Origin of the sequence: Sphingomonas sp., from assembly GCF_042095875.1 — a bacterium.
Lineage (GTDB): Bacteria > Pseudomonadota > Alphaproteobacteria > Sphingomonadales > Sphingomonadaceae > Sphingomonas.
In genome coordinates this window covers 1-14,069 of record NZ_JBELMJ010000059.1, presented here as the reverse complement: position 1 = coordinate 14,069, position 14,069 = coordinate 1, and the positions used below count along the sequence as shown (strand labels likewise).

The 14,069-nt window shown below is 69.3% G+C and carries 16 protein-coding genes and 1 pseudogene; 13 read left to right on the top strand and 4 right to left on the bottom strand.

Going from position 1 to position 14,069, the window contains the following annotated elements:
* The first annotated feature begins 2 nt into the window (after positions 1-2).
* Positions 3-1,169, top strand: a complete 1,167-nt coding sequence (locus ACFDS6_RS15260; RefSeq protein ID WP_375272964.1) for a deoxyguanosinetriphosphate triphosphohydrolase — start codon at positions 3-5, stop codon at positions 1,167-1,169.
* 60 nt (positions 1,170-1,229) lie between these two features.
* Here ACFDS6_RS15260 and ACFDS6_RS15255 read toward each other — a convergent pair whose 3' ends face one another.
* Complete coding sequence (locus tag ACFDS6_RS15255) at positions 1,230-1,520, bottom strand: hypothetical protein (RefSeq protein WP_375272963.1); 291 nt, start codon at positions 1,518-1,520, stop codon at positions 1,230-1,232.
* A gap of 189 nt (positions 1,521-1,709) precedes the next feature.
* Here ACFDS6_RS15255 and argS point away from each other — a divergent pair, with 189 nt between their 5' ends.
* The 8 genes from argS to tatC all read left to right on the top strand — a co-directional run bounded on the left by argS (position 1,710) and on the right by tatC (position 8,046).
* Positions 1,710-3,437, top strand: a complete 1,728-nt coding sequence (argS, locus tag ACFDS6_RS15250; protein ID WP_375272962.1) for an arginine--tRNA ligase — start codon at positions 1,710-1,712, stop codon at positions 3,435-3,437.
* Positions 3,437-4,165 (top strand): SPOR domain-containing protein, encoded by a 729-nt coding sequence (locus ACFDS6_RS15245; RefSeq protein WP_375272961.1) that lies wholly within the window; start codon positions 3,437-3,439, stop codon positions 4,163-4,165. The genes argS and ACFDS6_RS15245 overlap by 1 nt, the downstream gene beginning before the upstream one ends.
* 65 nt (positions 4,166-4,230) lie before the next feature.
* Positions 4,231-5,232, top strand: a complete 1,002-nt coding sequence (gene nagZ / locus ACFDS6_RS15240; protein ID WP_375272960.1) for a beta-N-acetylhexosaminidase — start codon at positions 4,231-4,233, stop codon at positions 5,230-5,232.
* 10 nt (positions 5,233-5,242) lie between these two features.
* Positions 5,243-5,971 carry a segregation and condensation protein A gene (locus ACFDS6_RS15235; RefSeq protein ID WP_375272959.1) on the top strand — a complete coding sequence of 243 codons (729 nt, stop codon included), beginning with the start codon at positions 5,243-5,245 and terminating at the stop codon, positions 5,969-5,971.
* Positions 5,968-6,555: an SMC-Scp complex subunit ScpB gene (gene scpB / locus ACFDS6_RS15230; RefSeq protein ID WP_375272958.1), complete on the top strand. Its 588-nt coding sequence runs from the start codon at positions 5,968-5,970 to the stop codon at positions 6,553-6,555. Before ACFDS6_RS15235 ends, scpB begins: the two co-directional genes overlap by 4 nt.
* Positions 6,556-6,581: 26 nt before the next feature.
* Entirely contained in the window at positions 6,582-6,821 is a 240-nt protein-coding gene (locus tag ACFDS6_RS15225) for a twin-arginine translocase TatA/TatE family subunit (protein ID WP_375272957.1), read from the top strand.
* Between the two features lie 29 nt (positions 6,822-6,850).
* Positions 6,851-7,282: a Sec-independent protein translocase protein TatB gene (gene tatB / locus ACFDS6_RS15220; RefSeq protein WP_375272956.1), complete on the top strand. Its 432-nt coding sequence runs from the start codon at positions 6,851-6,853 to the stop codon at positions 7,280-7,282.
* Positions 7,279-8,046, top strand: coding sequence for a twin-arginine translocase subunit TatC (gene tatC, locus ACFDS6_RS15215; protein WP_375272955.1), 768 nt, complete (start codon positions 7,279-7,281; stop codon positions 8,044-8,046). Before tatB ends, tatC begins: the two co-directional genes overlap by 4 nt.
* A gap of 259 nt (positions 8,047-8,305) precedes the next feature.
* Here tatC and ACFDS6_RS15210 read toward each other — a convergent pair whose 3' ends face one another.
* The 3 genes from ACFDS6_RS15210 to ACFDS6_RS15200 form a co-directional block, all read right to left on the bottom strand.
* Positions 8,306-8,440 (bottom strand): entericidin A/B family lipoprotein, encoded by a 135-nt coding sequence (locus ACFDS6_RS15210; protein WP_174193721.1) that lies wholly within the window; start codon positions 8,438-8,440, stop codon positions 8,306-8,308.
* A gap of 305 nt (positions 8,441-8,745) precedes the next feature.
* Complete coding sequence (locus tag ACFDS6_RS15205) at positions 8,746-10,326, bottom strand: sensor histidine kinase (protein ID WP_375272954.1); 1,581 nt, start codon at positions 10,324-10,326, stop codon at positions 8,746-8,748.
* A gap of 8 nt (positions 10,327-10,334) precedes the next feature.
* Positions 10,335-10,493, bottom strand: coding sequence for a NepR family anti-sigma factor (locus ACFDS6_RS15200; protein WP_174193723.1), 159 nt, complete (start codon positions 10,491-10,493; stop codon positions 10,335-10,337).
* Positions 10,494-10,726: 233 nt separating this feature from the next.
* On the opposite strand from ACFDS6_RS15200, the gene ACFDS6_RS15195 reads away from it, so the two are divergent.
* From ACFDS6_RS15195 to ACFDS6_RS15180, 4 genes and pseudogenes are all read left to right on the top strand, one after another.
* On the top strand, positions 10,727-11,521 hold the full coding sequence (locus tag ACFDS6_RS15195) for a response regulator (RefSeq protein ID WP_375272953.1): 795 nt from the start codon (positions 10,727-10,729) through the stop codon (positions 11,519-11,521).
* A gap of 71 nt (positions 11,522-11,592) precedes the next feature.
* A complete protein-coding gene (locus ACFDS6_RS15190; RefSeq protein ID WP_375272952.1) occupies positions 11,593-11,730 on the top strand; it encodes a hypothetical protein in 138 nt (45 codons plus the stop codon).
* A 106-nt stretch (positions 11,731-11,836) separates the two neighbouring features.
* Entirely contained in the window at positions 11,837-12,478 is a 642-nt protein-coding gene (locus ACFDS6_RS15185) for a sigma-70 family RNA polymerase sigma factor (protein ID WP_375272951.1), read from the top strand.
* Between the two features lie 267 nt (positions 12,479-12,745).
* A pseudogene (locus ACFDS6_RS15180) lies at positions 12,746-14,069 on the top strand (glutamine-synthetase adenylyltransferase); the annotation flags it as partial.

Below are 14,069 nucleotides of genomic sequence, written 5' to 3'. Positions count from 1 at the left end.
GCGTGACCGCACTAGCCCCCTGGGCGTCGCGGCCCGAGCGGAGCCGCGGGCGGCTGCACGCCGAGCCGGGCGCGGCCGAGCGGGGGCCGCGCGACGCGTTCCAGCGCGACCGCGACCGGGTGATCCACTCGATCAGCTTTCGCCGCCTGCGCCACAAGACGCAGGTGTTCATGGCGCCCGACGGGGACCATTTCCGCGTCCGCCTGACCCACAGCATCGAGGTGGCGCAGATCGGCCGCACGATCGCGCGCGCGCTCGGGCTCAACGAGGATCTGACCGAGGCACTCTGCCTCGCGCACGACATCGGCCATCCCCCGTTCGGCCACGCCGGCGAGGCGGCGCTGGAGCGCGCGCTGGCGGGCAAGGGCGGGTTCGACCACAACGGGCACACGCTGCGCACGCTGATGACGCTGGAGAGCCCGTATCCGCGGTACGCCGGGCTCAACCTGACGTGGGAGACGCTGGAAGGGCTCGCCAAGCACAACGGCCCGATTCCAGCGCCCGAGTGGGCGTTGGCGGAGGCGGATGCCGCCGCGCGGCTCGAGCTGGGCAGCTACGCCTCGCTCGAGGCGCAGGTCGCCGCGCTCGCCGACGACATCGCCTACGACAACCACGACATCGACGACGGCCTGCGCGCCGGGTTGCTGACGATCAATCAGCTGTGTGACGTGCCGCTGGTGGCGCGCGGCTGGGCGTCGGCGCGGGGTGCCTTCGCCGATCTGGGCGACGATCGGCTGCACGGCGAGGTGATCCGCAGCCAGATCGGCGCGATGGTCAACGACCTGATCGCGGAGACCACGGGCCGCATCGCCGCCTCGGGTGTGCGCAGCGTCGATGACGTGCGCGCCGCGGGGCGCGCGCTGGTAGGCTTCTCCGACGCGATGGCGGCGGATGAGCGGCAGCTGAAGGCCTTCATGTACGCCAATTTGTACCACCACCCGCGCCAGCTCGCCGCCGCCGCCGCCGCGGATCACGTCATCGACGGGCTGTTCATGGCGTACCACGCCGATCCCGCGCTGCTGCCCGAGGAATGGCGCGTGCGCCTGCCCGACGCCGAGCCGCAGCTGAGCCGCCACATCGCCGACTTCATCGCCGGCATGACCGACCGCTACGCCGTGTCCCGCTACCGCGAGGTGGTCGGCCCGATCGACCTGCCCGAAGGCTTCTGAGGTCGGGCGTGACCGCGCCCGCGTGACAGCGGGTGCGGTCAGATCGACTTGGCGACCGGCTCAGTTCGCGGCGGCGGCGGTCACGACCACGTTGCGCTTGGCGCGGAACGACACCGGATAACCGTTGGTGGTGCCGCGCACTCGGTCTCCGTCAACCAGCAGGCGGAACTTCTCGCGGCTACCAACCTCGTGACCCTCGATCAGCGTCTTGCCGTTGTCGCGCGCGGTCTGCGTGTAGACGTAGGTGCGGCCCTCGTGCGTGAAGCTCTGCTCGGCCGGCTCGGCAGCGATGCCGACGGTGGAGATGAGCGCGGCGACAGCGGCGGCGGCGATGAACTTGATCTGGTGCATGGTAAGGCTCCCGGTTGGTTGCCCGTCGCCGGGCTTCGTCATAGGATGTATTTGGTGCAGTGCAGCACGGGCAAATGACTTGTGCGCGCCCGCGGTTGCAGGACGTGCAATCGCGGGCGAGCGATGCGTGACGCCGAGAACGGCTCGGCTTTTGCGTGCGCGCGCACCTTGGTCTAAGGCCCCGCCGCTATGACATTGTACGCCCGCTTTGCCGCCCACGTGGGCGACGCGCTCGACGCGCTCGTCGCCGCCGGAGAGCTGCCCGCCAATCTCGACCGCCGCAACGTGACGGTCGAGCCGCCGCGCGACGCGACCCACGGCGACCTCGCCACCAACGCCGCGATGGTGCTCGCCAAGCCCGCGCGCACCAATCCGCGCCAGCTCGCCGAGAAGATCGTCGCGCACCTGTCCGCGCTCGACAGCGTCACCGCGGCCGAGGTCGCGGGGCCGGGCTTCATCAACCTGCGTCTGTCCGACGACACGTGGCGCGACGAGTTGCGCGCGGTCGCGGCGGCGGGCGCCGATTACGGCCGCTCGTCGGCGGGCGAGGGGGTCAGCGTCAACGTCGAGTACGTGTCCGCCAATCCCACGGGGCCGATGCACATGGGGCATTGCCGCGGCGCGGTCGTCGGCGACTCGCTCGCCAATCTGCTCGCCTTCGCCGGGCACCGGGTCATCCGCGAGTATGTGATCAACGACGCGGGCAGCCAGGTCGACGTGCTCGCGCGCTCGGCGCACATCCGCTACCGCCAGGCGCTGGGCGAGGATGTCGGGGCGATCCCCGAGGGGCTGTACCCCGGCGACTATCTCGTCCCCGTGGGGCAGGCGCTCGCCGCCGAGTTCGGCGACCGCTACGTCGCCGCGCCCGGGGCCGAGTGGCTGGTCGCGTTCCGCACGCGCGCGGTCGACGCGATGATGGCGCTGATCAAGGCCGATCTGGCGCTGCTCGGCATCCACCACGACGTGTTCGCCTCGGAGGCCGCGCTCCAGGCGGCGGGCAAGCCTGAGGAGGCGGAAGCGTGGCTGCGCGCGCGCGACCTCGTCTACGACGGGGTGCTAGAGGCGCCGAAGGGCGAGACGCCTGACGACTGGGAGCCGATCGAACTGCCGCTGTTCCGCTCGACGCGGTTCGGCGACGATCAGGATCGCCCGATCAAGAAATCGAACGGCAGCTGGACCTATTTTGGCGCCGACATGGCGTACCATTTCCAGAAGGCGCAATCGGCCGACCAGCTGATCGACATCTGGGGTGCCGACCACGCGGGCACCGTGAAGCGCATCCAGGCCGCGGTCGCCGCGCTGACGGAAGGGCGGACGCGCTTCGACGTCAAGCTGGTCCAGATGGTGCGGCTGCTGCGCGCGGGCGAGCCGGTCAAGATGAGCAAGCGCGCGGGCAATTTCGTCACGCTCGCGGACGTGGTGCGCGAGGTCGGCAAGGACGTGGTCCGCTTCACCATGCTCACCCGCCGCGCCGACGCGCAGATGGACTTCGACTTCGCCAAGGTGGTCGAGGCGTCGAAGGACAATCCCGTGTTCTACGTCCAGTATGCGCACGCGCGCGTTGCCTCGCTCCACCGCCGCGCGGCGGAGGCGGGGATCAGCGCCGAGGGGGCGGACCTGTCCCGGCTTGACACGGAGGAACTCGCGCTGGTGAAGCTCGCGGCGCAGTTCCCGCGGATCGTCGAGACCGCCGCGGCGGCGCGCGAGCCGCATCGGATCGCCTTTTATCTCTACGACTTGGCGGCTGCTTTTCACGCGGCGTGGAACGTCGGCAACGACCGGCCTGACCGCCGCTACCTGATCGCCGACGACCACGCGGTCACCGCTGCACGCCTGTCCTTGGCGGCGGGCGTCGGACAGATTATTCGCAATGGCCTCTCCATCATGGGCGTGGAGGCGGTTTCGGAGATGCACTGATGGCGACCTCGAACGAGTTCGAGCGCGACGAGGACCGGCTGCCGTGGCTGGAAACGGTCGAACCCGACGAGCCGCACGGCTCGGGCGTGGGGCGCAGGGTGCTGCTCGTGCTGGTCGGCCTGCTGGTGCTCGGCGCGGCGATCTTCGGGCTCTACCGCCTGCAGGTCGGGCGCGGCGCCGATGGCTCGGGTGAGCTGATCGCCGCGCAGGAAGGCGACTACAAGGTCAAGCCCGACGATCCCGGCGGGCTGAAGGTCGAGGGCGAAGGCGACACCGCGATCGCGACCAGCGCTGGCGCCAATCCCAACGGCTCGATCGATTTGAAGGCAGTGCCCGAGGCGCCGATCAGCGGCACGCGCCGCACCGCGCCCGACGCCGCCGCTCGCCCCGGCGCGACCTCCGCCAGCGTGTCGGTGCCCGCGGCGAGCGCGCCGCTGCGCGCGCAGCGTCCGATGACCGCGCCGGTCGCGGCCGTCCCCGGCGCCGGCTCGGGCGGCAGCCTGGTCCAGCTCGGCGCGTTTCCGACCGAATCGGCCGCCAACACCGCGTGGAGCGCGGTCGCCAAGCGGTTCAGCTACGTCGCCCCGCTCGGCAAGGACGTGCAGAAGGCCGACGTCAACGGCCGCACCGTCTACCGCCTGCGCGTCAACGCCGGCAGCGCCAACGCCGCCGCCGACATCTGCGGCCGGTTGAAGGTCGCGGGGGAGAGCTGCTTCGTCACCAGCTGAGCGGCGTACGAGTCAATGCGGCGCGCGGGTTTCACGACCCGCGCGTTTGGCTTAATCGAGCGGGCATGAAGCCCGTCATTTTCGGCCTGTCGGGGCCGGTGCTCACCGCGGACGAACGCGCCTTCTTCGCCGAAGCGCGTCCCGCCGGCTACATTCTGTTCAAGCGCAACGTCGAGACGCGCGCGCAGCTGCGCGCCCTGACGGACAGCCTGCGCGCGCTGGAGGGCCGCGACGACCTCGCGATCCTGGTCGATCAGGAGGGTGGCCGCGTCGCGCGGCTCGGCCCGCCCGAGTGGCCCGCGTTTCCCGCCGGTCCCGCCTTCGACGCCCTGTACGAGCGCGCGCCGATGTCGGGGATCGAGGCCGCGCGCGCCAACGCGCACGCGCTCGGGCTCACGCTGTCGGAGGTCGGCATCACCGTGAATTGCCTGCCGCTGCTCGACGTCGCGCGCGCGGACACGACGGAGGCAATCGCGACGCGCGCCTACGGGCGCGAGCCGATGCGCGTCGCCGCGATGGGGCGCGCGACGCTGGAGGGATTGCGCGCGGGCGGTGTGGTGGGCGTGGTCAAGCACATGCCCGGCCACGGTCGCGCGCTCGCCGACTCGCACTATCACCTGCCCACGGTCACCGCCTCGGCCGAGGAGCTGGAGGACGATCTCGCGCCGTTCCGCGCACTGGCGGGCGCGCCGATGGGGATGACCAGCCATATCGTCTATCAGGCATGGGACCGCGAGCGCCCCGCGACGCTGTCACCGACCGTCATCGACGACGTGATCCGCGCGGGGATCGGCTTCGAAGGACTGCTGATGAGCGACGACATTGACATGAAGGCGTTGTCGGGCACTCCGGCACAGAAGGCGGTTGGTGCGGTCGCCGCCGGGTGCGACGTGGTGCTCGACTGCTGGGCGCGGATGAACGAGATGCAGGCGATCGCCGCCGTGCTGCCCGACATCACGCGCAGAGGGCGCGAGCGGCTGGACCGCGCGATGGCGAGCGTCGCCGCACCCGCGGGCGATCTCGCCGCGCTCACTGCCAAGCGCGACGCGTTGCTCGCGCTCGCCTGAGCATCGCTGCGTGCCCGCGCCCGAGCAGCTGCTGCTCGACCTCGATGGCTGGGAAGGCCCGCTCGACGTGCTGCTGTCGCTCGCGCGCGCGCAGAAGGTCGACCTCAAGCAGATCTCGATCCTGGCACTAGTCGAGCAGTACCTCGCCTATATCGAGCGCGCGCGGCGGACAAAGCTGGAAGTCGCCGCCGATTACCTCGTCATGGCGGCGTGGCTGGCGTACCTGAAGAGCGCACTGCTCTTGCCGCGCGATCCCGCGGTCGAACCCGATCCCGAGGGGCTGGCGCTGCGGCTCCAGCTGCGGCTCGAACGGCTCGACGCGATGCGCGACGCCGGCGCCAGGTTGATGGCGCGCGACCGGGTAGGGCGCGACGTGTTCGTGCGCGGCGCGCCCGAGGGGCTGCGCACCGTCCGTCAGCACCGTTGGACCGCCGACCTCTACGACCTGATCGCCGCCTACGGACAGGTCAGCGCGCGCGCCCGGCCGGTGATGCACGTGGTGCAGGACCGCGAGGTGATGACGCTCGACGCCGCGCTGCAGCGCGTCTCGGCGATGGTGGGCGTGGCGGTCGAGTGGCAGGCGATCGAACGTTTCCTGCCAGGCGCCGCATCGGCGCAACTGCACCGGTCCGCGCTCGCTTCCTCCTTCCTCGCCGCGCTCGAACTCGCGCGGCAGGGCAGGGTGGAACTGCGCCAGGCCGCGCCCTTCGCGCCGCTCTACCTGCGGGCGCGCGCGTGACCCCGCCCGATGACGCGATCCGCGCGGTCGAGGCGGTGCTGTTCGCCGCCACCGAGCCGCTGTCGCCGGAGGCGATCCGCGCGCACGTCGGCCCGCTCGACGTGCGCGCGGCACTCGACCGGCTCGCGCAGGACTATGCCGGGCGCGGCGTCGAACTGGTCGAGCGCGCGGGTTCGTGGCATTTCCAGACCGCGCCGGACCTGGCGCATCTCCTGCGCCGCGACCGCGAGGAGCAGCGTCGGCTCAGCCGTGCCGCTATCGAGACGCTGGCGATCGTCGCCTATCACGAACCCGTCAGCCGCGCCGACATCGAGGCGATCCGCGGGGTGCAGATCTCGCGCGGGACGCTCGACATGCTGATGGAGGCGGGTTGGGTGCGCCCCGCCGGCCGGCGCGAAGTGCCCGGGCGACCGCTCACCTACGCGACGACGCCCGGCTTCCTCGCGCATTTCGGCCTCGCCTCGCGCCGCGACCTGCCCGGGATCGCCGACCTGCGCGCCGCCGGGCTGCTCGACCCGGTCGATCTCGCCGCCGAGCAGGCTTTGGGCGAGGTCGAGGTAGCAAAGCGCGGCAAGGACGATTAGATGGGGTGGGAATAGGAGACCATCTCATGGGCAGCTTCAGCCTTCCGCATATTCTCGTCCTCGCGGTAATCGCGATCCTGCTGCTCGGCGGCGGGCGGTTCTCCGCCATGATGGGCGACGTCGCCAAGGGCGTGAAGAGCTTCAAGAAAGGCATGGCGGAGGAGGACGAGGACACGTCCGGCCGTCCCAAGCCGCGAATCGAGGCGCAATCGGCCGCGCAGCCGGCCTATGACCGCGATGCCGATCGCGTGCGCGAGGATCGCTGACGACATCCGATCAAGTTCGGCCGCGCTGAATGCTCGATATCGCTCCGTCGGAGTTCCTGCTGGTCGCGTTCATCGCACTGGTGGTGATCGGCCCCAAGGACCTGCCCAAGGCGCTTCGCGTCGTCGGCTACTGGGTCGGTCGCGCCCGCGCGGTCGGGCGTCAGTTCCGCTCAGGCTTCGATGAGATGGTGCGCGAGGCCGAGCTCGCCGACATGGAGAAGAAGTGGAAGGAGGAGAATGAGCGGATCATGCGCGAACATGCTGCGCCGACCGCCGATCCCGCCTCGCCGCACGCGCCTGATGATGAACCAGCTCCGGTGATGGCCGAGCAGCCGCAGATGATCGAGCATCCGCGCGTCGAGCCAACAGAGCAGCCCGCCTCGGCCGAGCAGGCGTCGGCGACCCCGCCGGAGCCGGCCGCGGTCGACGCACCCGTCACCGAGAATCGGGCAGCGTCATGAGCGACGACCTCGACGCGTCGCGCGCGCCTTTGCTCGACCATCTGCTCGAGCTGCGGCGGCGGCTGCTCTACTGCATCGCCGCGATCGCGGTCGCGTTCTTTGTGTGCTGGTATTTCGCCGAGGACATCTTCGCCTTCCTGGTCCAGCCGCTGCTCGCGGTCGGGCAGAAGACGGTGATCTACACCGAGATCTTCGAAGCCTTCTTCGTGCAGGTGAAGGTCGCATTCTTCTCCGCGATGATGATCTCCTTCCCGGTGATCGCCAACCAATTGTGGCAGTTCATCGCGCCCGGCCTGTATCGCAAGGAGAAGCGCGCGCTGCTGCCGTTCCTCCTCGCGACACCGGTGCTGTTCCTGATGGGCGCGGCGATGGCCTATTACGTCGCCATACCGATGGCGCTGCACTTCCTGCTCGGCTACTCCGGCATGGTCGGCGGCGTGCAGCAGCAGGCGCTGCCCGCGATCGGCAACTACCTGTCGTTCGTAATGCAGTTCCTGTTCGGCTTCGGTGCCGCGTTCCTGCTACCCGTGTTGCTGATGCTGCTGGAGCGCGCGGGAATCGTCACCCGCAAGCAGTTGATCGCCGCGCGCCGCTACGCGATCGTCGGCGCGTTCGCGATCGCGGCGGTGCTGACTCCGCCAGACGTCGGCTCGCAGCTGTTGCTCGCGATCCCGCTGGTGATCCTGTACGAACTGGCGATCGTCGGTATCTGGTTCACCGAGCGCCGCCGCGCGCGTGAGAACACCGCGATCGTCGCCGAGTAAGCTGGCAGGCGTGGTGTAGCGCCGCGCGGATCGGCAGGCTTCGCACGTTCCGTCAGCTGCTAATCACGAGACTATTGGAGCAGTCGTGCGCCTGGCCAGGATACGCAAGATTCCCGTCAGGCGCGGTCCCGACGGCGATCAACAGTCGCACGGTTGATTGAGCCTCGGTGCCGTCGGGGTGCGCCAACATGAGTCTGCTTAACGCAAAGGAGCGGCCGGCGCGAACCGACCGCTCCATTCATCGGCAACGACGGCGGACTTACTTCGCGTCGTTGGCGGTCTTGGCGACGGTGTTACCGGCCGAGGACACGTCCTTGCCCGCACCTTCGATGGTGTTGCATGCCCCGAGGATGAGCGCGCTGGCCAAGGTTGCGGCTGCGACGATCTTACGCATGAAAACAACTCCTGCTCTGGCTGAATGCCTCGCGCTTCAATGATCCCACGGGTGGTTCGTTCCACCTGCGTGTCGATCATGCGGAGAAGAATAAGGCCCGAAAGCGTCACCGGGGGGGGGGGAGGGTTGACGCTTCCGGGCCTATGTCGTGGACCGCGAGAGCGGGGGGGTGTCTTGCCGCGATCCGGAGTGTAGAACGTCATCTCTGCCGGGTGGTTCCGGTCGTCGCGCGCATTTAATTGCGCATCTCATGGCGCGCCGGTCAGGTCACGAAAACGGCATCTCAATCGGGCGCCAGCGCTGGCTCAGTCGCTTCCGATCGTCATGATCTTGAGCTCGTAGGCGCCGGTCAACGGATCGTGCTGCAACGTCGATCGCAGCTGGCGGGTCAGCCCCTCGACCACGCGCCCGAAGCGATTCTTCAACCCGTCGCGCAGGCAATCGCTGTCGACCAGCGCGCGCGACGAGATGCGCAGCAGCGCACGATCCGGCTCCGTCGCGGCGCGCAGCGTGATTCGCAGCTGCGCGCCGGTGTCGCACGTCATGGCGAGTTCGACGAGCTCGGTAATCAGGAACGCCACCGGCACCGCGACGTCCTGCGTCACGTAGAGCGGGTCGATCTCAAGCCCGATCCCGACCTGCATGTGCTCGGGCGCGGTCGCGCGAAGGTTGGACGCGAGTTCGCCGCAGACCGACCGCATGCTGACGCCGCGATTCTCCTCCATCTCGGCGAAATGGTAGCGGTGGACGACGGCCAGCGCGTCAACGCGGCGCTGAATCGAGTTATAGGCCTGCGACGCCTCGGGCGACTTGGCGCCGCGCGCGTGAAAATTGATCAGGCTGGAAATGACCTGCAGGTTGTTCTTCACGCGATGGTGGACCTCGCGCGTCAGCTTGGTCTGGCGCACCAGTCCTTCGGCGAGGCCGGCTTCGTGGATCGCCACAGTCCGGCTGAGCGTGCGAAACGTATCGGCCAGGTCGCGCAACTCGTGCGCGGGAAGCGTGCGGTACAGATCGGTGTCGGGCTGGTCGCCGGGCTCGTAGGCGGCGATACTGCTGCGCAAGGTGCGCAGCGGGTTGATCAGCAGCCGGTCGACGACGAACCACGCGATCGCGGCCGCCGCCGCCCACATCAGCAGCGGCAGCGCGAGCGCAAGGATCAGCGGCGACCCGATCGGCGCGCTGCGTACCTGCATCTCGAGTGCCAGGTCGGCGATCCCCAGGTCCTCGCGGATCGCCTCGCGCCGCTCCAGCGCGCGTTCGCGCTCCAGCGATACGAGCTCCAGGCGATCATCGTCGTCGACCAGGGTCGCGCCATAGTCGGAGGAGAAGCCGCTCGGGCGGCCGATCTTGGTTAGGAACGTGCGGGGGAAAAACGCTGCCGCGCTGACGCCGCGGTCACCCAGCCGAAGGACCAGGCCGCGTCCGTCGAGGAAATGCGCCGTGACGCCCGACGCGACGGGATCATCCGTCCGCGCGTGCGCGCCGGTGAAGTCGTGGCCGCACAGCAACTCGCCGTCACCGTTGAAGATGCCGAACTCCGCGCCGGCCACCGCCTGTTGGGCGAACACGCCCTGCACGCGCGCGCAACTGGGCGCGTCGCGCGGATCGAGCGTGAGTGCGTCCACCGCAACGCGGAGCGCAGTCATGTCGCCCGCCAGCTCAATCGAGATTGACCGGCTGCTCTCCGCCGCCGCGACGCGCAGGTGCGATCTGAGCTCAGTATCGGCGATCTGCGTCACGCGCAGCGTCGCGAACACCGCGATCAGGGCGAGCGGGAGCAGCGCGAGGCTGAGGATCAGGAACAGTTTGGCGCCGGTCGGCCAGCGCGCGAGGAAATCCTGCCGCGCGTCATGCTGGACGCTGTCGGCATCTGTGTCGGTCATTCCACGCGTCAGTCGAGTTTGCCGAGCAACGCCAGCAGATCGTCCGGAACCGTTTCGTCGACGGTTTTCTGGTACACGGACCGAAGCGCCGATCCCATGTCGCGGTTCTTCGATTGCGCCGCCGTACCTTTTTTCGGCTTATCCGGCAGCTTTTTCTCGGACGTCAACGCAAGCCCCCCAAAGGCCTCCGCTGCGGAGGCAGGACGATTGATACAAGTACGGCCCTCTGGTGCGTGTGTTTACCCACGCTGGGACGATGAAACCAAACAGCATCTCGATGGTTCCCGCTGCGAGTGACGAAATCTCCGCCCGGGGGGACCAGGGTTCAGGCCGATTAAGTCGCGTGATTGAAACGGGCAAGCGTCTTCGGCGCCGTCGTCCATGGGAGGGCTTTCTACACATGTCGTTGGGTCAACAACTCGCTCCGCATCTGCCGTTCCTGCGCCGCTACGGCCGCGCGCTCACCGGCAGCCAGGTGCAGGGCGATCGCTACGTCCGCGCGACGCTGGAGGCGATCGTGGCGGCGCCGGATCAGTTCCCCCGCGACGTCGACCCGCGCCTGGGTCTCTACCGCACGTTTCAGGTGATCTGGAATTCGTCGCACATCGACGAACAGCCGGACGCGGGCGGCGTCGACGATTCGGAGGCGATCGCGCGCGCGCGGCTCGCGCGGATGAGTCCGCTGTCGCGCCAGGCGTTGCTGCTGACCGCGATGGAAGGTTTCACCCCCGAGGACGCGGCCTATCTGATCGACACCAACACCTCGCGCGTGGAGGAACTGATGTCTGAAGCGCTGGCGGAGATCGAGAAGCAGACGCGCGCCCGCGTGATGATCATCGAGGACGAACCGATCATTGCGATGGACATCGAGAGCATCGTGCGCGATCTCGGCCACGACCTGACCGGCGTCGCGGTCACGCGCGACGAGGCGGTGGCGCTGGCGCAGGAGGATCGCCCCGGCCTGATCCTCGCCGACATCCAGCTGGCGGACGACAGCTCGGGCATTGACGCGGTGAAGGACATCCTGACCGAGTTCCAGGTGCCGGTGATCTTCATCACCGCCTTCCCGGAGCGCCTGCTGACCGGCGAGCGCCCGGAGCCCACGTTCCTCATCACCAAGCCGTTCCAGCGTTCCACCGTCAAGGCGGCGATCAGCCAGGCGTTGTTCTTCGACCAGAGCACGATCCCGGCCTGACACGCGGGAAACATCGTCGGGTCCGTGTCGATCGGTACGGACCCAAAACAATTCTGGTGGGTTGAGCGATCATGGCAGACGACAAGCAACGCGTGCACATCGACACCGATCAGGCGAGGGGCGCGTCCACGCCCGGCGTCGGACGCTACGTACTCGGCGCCTCGCTGGTGCTCATCATCGTCGTCTTCGCGGCGCTGCTTCTGTTCTGATCGGACCTGATTGGTGCTGGTAGGGCTGGCGAAGCCGGGCAACGGTAACTATCTTGAGCAAGCGGACGTGACCGAAGGGGGAGCGGCGCCAAGTCAACGGAGCGGCATGACCCAATCCCTAGCGAGCGCACAGGGCGACACCGGCGACGCGCCGGTCGAGCACGTGTCGCTGTCCGATCCCGAGTTCAAGACGCAGCTGGCGCAGGTCATTCCCCACCTGCGCGCGTTCGGCCGTTCCTTGTCGGGCAACCGCGACCTCGCCGACGATCTGGTGCAGGAAACGCTGCTCAAGGCTTGGGCCGCGCGCAAGCGGTTTCAGGCGGGCACCAACATGCGCGCTTGGACCTTCATCATCCTGCGCAACCTGTTCCTGTCGCAGATGCGCCGCGCGCGCTTCAAGGGCGAGTGGGACGATCTGGTCGCCGATCGCGTGCTCGCCGCGCCGGCGAGCCAGGACAAGCACGTCGAACTCGCGGACATGCAGCGCGCGCTGATGCACCTGCCGCAGCCGCAGCGCGAGGCGCTGATCCTGGTCGGGGCGGGCGGCTTCGCCTACGAGGAAGCGGCCGAGATCTGCAACGTCGCAGTCGGCACGATCAAGAGCCGCGTCGCGCGCGGTCGCGTGGCGCTCGAGGCGTTGCTCAGCGACGGCACGCTCAAGTCCCGCCGCGACCACGAGAACGAGAACGGCCGCTCGACGCTCGACTCGATCATGGGCGAAGTGGACGAGCTCGCGCGCGAGCGTTGAGTCTGCGGTTCGCTCCCGCTGCGAACCTCGGTTGGCAGCTGCTATCCATCGCGAAAGCAAGCCAATACTGTGCTTTGATAGGGCCGTGATACGCGCCTCAGTCTCACGGCAGTCAGATCGCTGTTGAGGGTAGCAGCTTCGTTGACGGCATAAGTGTACGCTAGCGCCGAGCCGCCAAGCTCGACCTCGTGCCAACGACGCTACGGTCACGTCGGCCCAAGCCCGTAACTCGGTGCCGCATCGTCGATCGTCCGCTATACCCCCGCCATGACGACCCCGGATGCCAGCGCTCGCGACCGCGCCATCGCCAACGCGCCTTTCCTCGCCGGGCTGATCGCTCGCGAGGACGCCAACCGAACGTTGCTCGCGGACGCCGATGCCATGCCCGTCGCGCGCCGCCTGCGCATCGAGCGCCGCGCAGTCGCGCGCGAGGTGGCGCTCGGCGACCTGTCGGGTGCGCTCGACCTCACCGCCGTCACCGCGCGCCTGACGCACTTCGCCGACGACGCGCTCGACCGCGCGATCCGCGCCGCCATCGCCGAGCGCACGCCGGGTGCGCCCGCCACCGGCTTCGCCGCGCTCGCGCTCGGCAAGCAGGGCAGTTTCGAGCTCAACTATTCGTCGGATATCGACCCGATCCTCCTCTACGATCCCGCGACGCTTCCGTGCCGCCCGCGCGAGGAGCCGGGCGACGCCGCGGTGCGGGTCGCGCGGCGCGTGCTGGAGCTGCTGCAGGCGCGCGATGCCGACGGCTACGTGCTCCGCGTCGACCTGCGGCTGCGCCCGTCACCCGAGATCACCCCGCTCGCGGTGCCGGTCGACGCCGCGGTCGCCTACTACGAATCGCAGGCGCTGCCGTGGGAGCGCGCCGCCTTTATCCGCGCGCGCGCCGCCGCCGGCGACGTGACGCTGGGGCAGCGCTTCCTCGACACGATCCGCCCTTTCATCTGGCGCCGCAGCCTCGACTTCGGCGCGGTCGGCGAGATCCTCGACATCACCCGGCGCATCCGCGACCATCACGCGCAGGGCCAGTCGTTCGGTCCCGGCTTCGACCTGAAGCGGGGCAGGGGCGGCATTCGCGAGATCGAATTCTTCGCGCAGATACACCAGCTGATCCACGGCGGCCGCGACGCGAGCCTGCGCGCGCCCGCGACGCGCGACGCACTCGCCGCGCTCGCCGCGGCCGGCCGCATCGCGGTTGAGGACGCGCGGGCGCTGACCCGCGCCTACACGCTGCTGCGCACGATCGAGCACCGCGTGCAGATGATCGACGATCGCCAGACCCACGCGCTGCCGACCGGCGACGCGCTCGATCGTGTCGCCCGGCTGCACGGCCTCGCGGACGGCGCCGCGCTGCTCGACCTGCTTCGCCCTCACGCGAGGCAGGTCGCCTCGATCTTCGACCAGCTCGCCCCAGACACGCGCGACCAGATTCCGCGCGACAATGTGGCGCTGGCCACGCGCCTGGACGAAGCCGGCTTCGGCGACGCGGCGGCGGTCGCGAGCCGCATCGCCGACTGGCGCGCGCGCCGCTATCCCGCGCTGCGCAGTGCGGCGGCGCAGGCGGCGCTGGAGGCCGTGCTGCCCGACC

Bases quoted from the DNA above. Each gene is read 5' to 3' on its own strand.
- ACFDS6_RS15195 (WP_375272953.1), top strand. From the start codon at position 10,727: ATGTCGTTGGGTCAACAACTCGCTCCGCATCTGCCGTTCCTGCGCCGC.
- ACFDS6_RS15185 (WP_375272951.1), top strand. From the start codon at position 11,837: ATGACCCAATCCCTAGCGAGCGCACAGGGCGACACCGGCGACGCGCCG.
- ACFDS6_RS15205 (WP_375272954.1), bottom strand. From the start codon at position 10,326: ATGACCGACACAGATGCCGACAGCGTCCAGCATGACGCGCGGCAGGAT.
- tatB (WP_375272956.1), top strand. From the start codon at position 6,851: ATGCTCGATATCGCTCCGTCGGAGTTCCTGCTGGTCGCGTTCATCGCA.
- ACFDS6_RS15190 (WP_375272952.1), top strand. From the start codon at position 11,593: ATGGCAGACGACAAGCAACGCGTGCACATCGACACCGATCAGGCGAGG.
- argS (WP_375272962.1), top strand. From the start codon at position 1,710: ATGACATTGTACGCCCGCTTTGCCGCCCACGTGGGCGACGCGCTCGAC.
- ACFDS6_RS15225 (WP_375272957.1), top strand. From the start codon at position 6,582: ATGGGCAGCTTCAGCCTTCCGCATATTCTCGTCCTCGCGGTAATCGCG.
- ACFDS6_RS15210 (WP_174193721.1), bottom strand. From the start codon at position 8,440: ATGCGTAAGATCGTCGCAGCCGCAACCTTGGCCAGCGCGCTCATCCTC.
- ACFDS6_RS15255 (WP_375272963.1), bottom strand. From the start codon at position 1,520: ATGCACCAGATCAAGTTCATCGCCGCCGCCGCTGTCGCCGCGCTCATC.
- nagZ (WP_375272960.1), top strand. From the start codon at position 4,231: ATGAAGCCCGTCATTTTCGGCCTGTCGGGGCCGGTGCTCACCGCGGAC.
- tatC (WP_375272955.1), top strand. From the start codon at position 7,279: ATGAGCGACGACCTCGACGCGTCGCGCGCGCCTTTGCTCGACCATCTG.
- ACFDS6_RS15245 (WP_375272961.1), top strand. From the start codon at position 3,437: ATGGCGACCTCGAACGAGTTCGAGCGCGACGAGGACCGGCTGCCGTGG.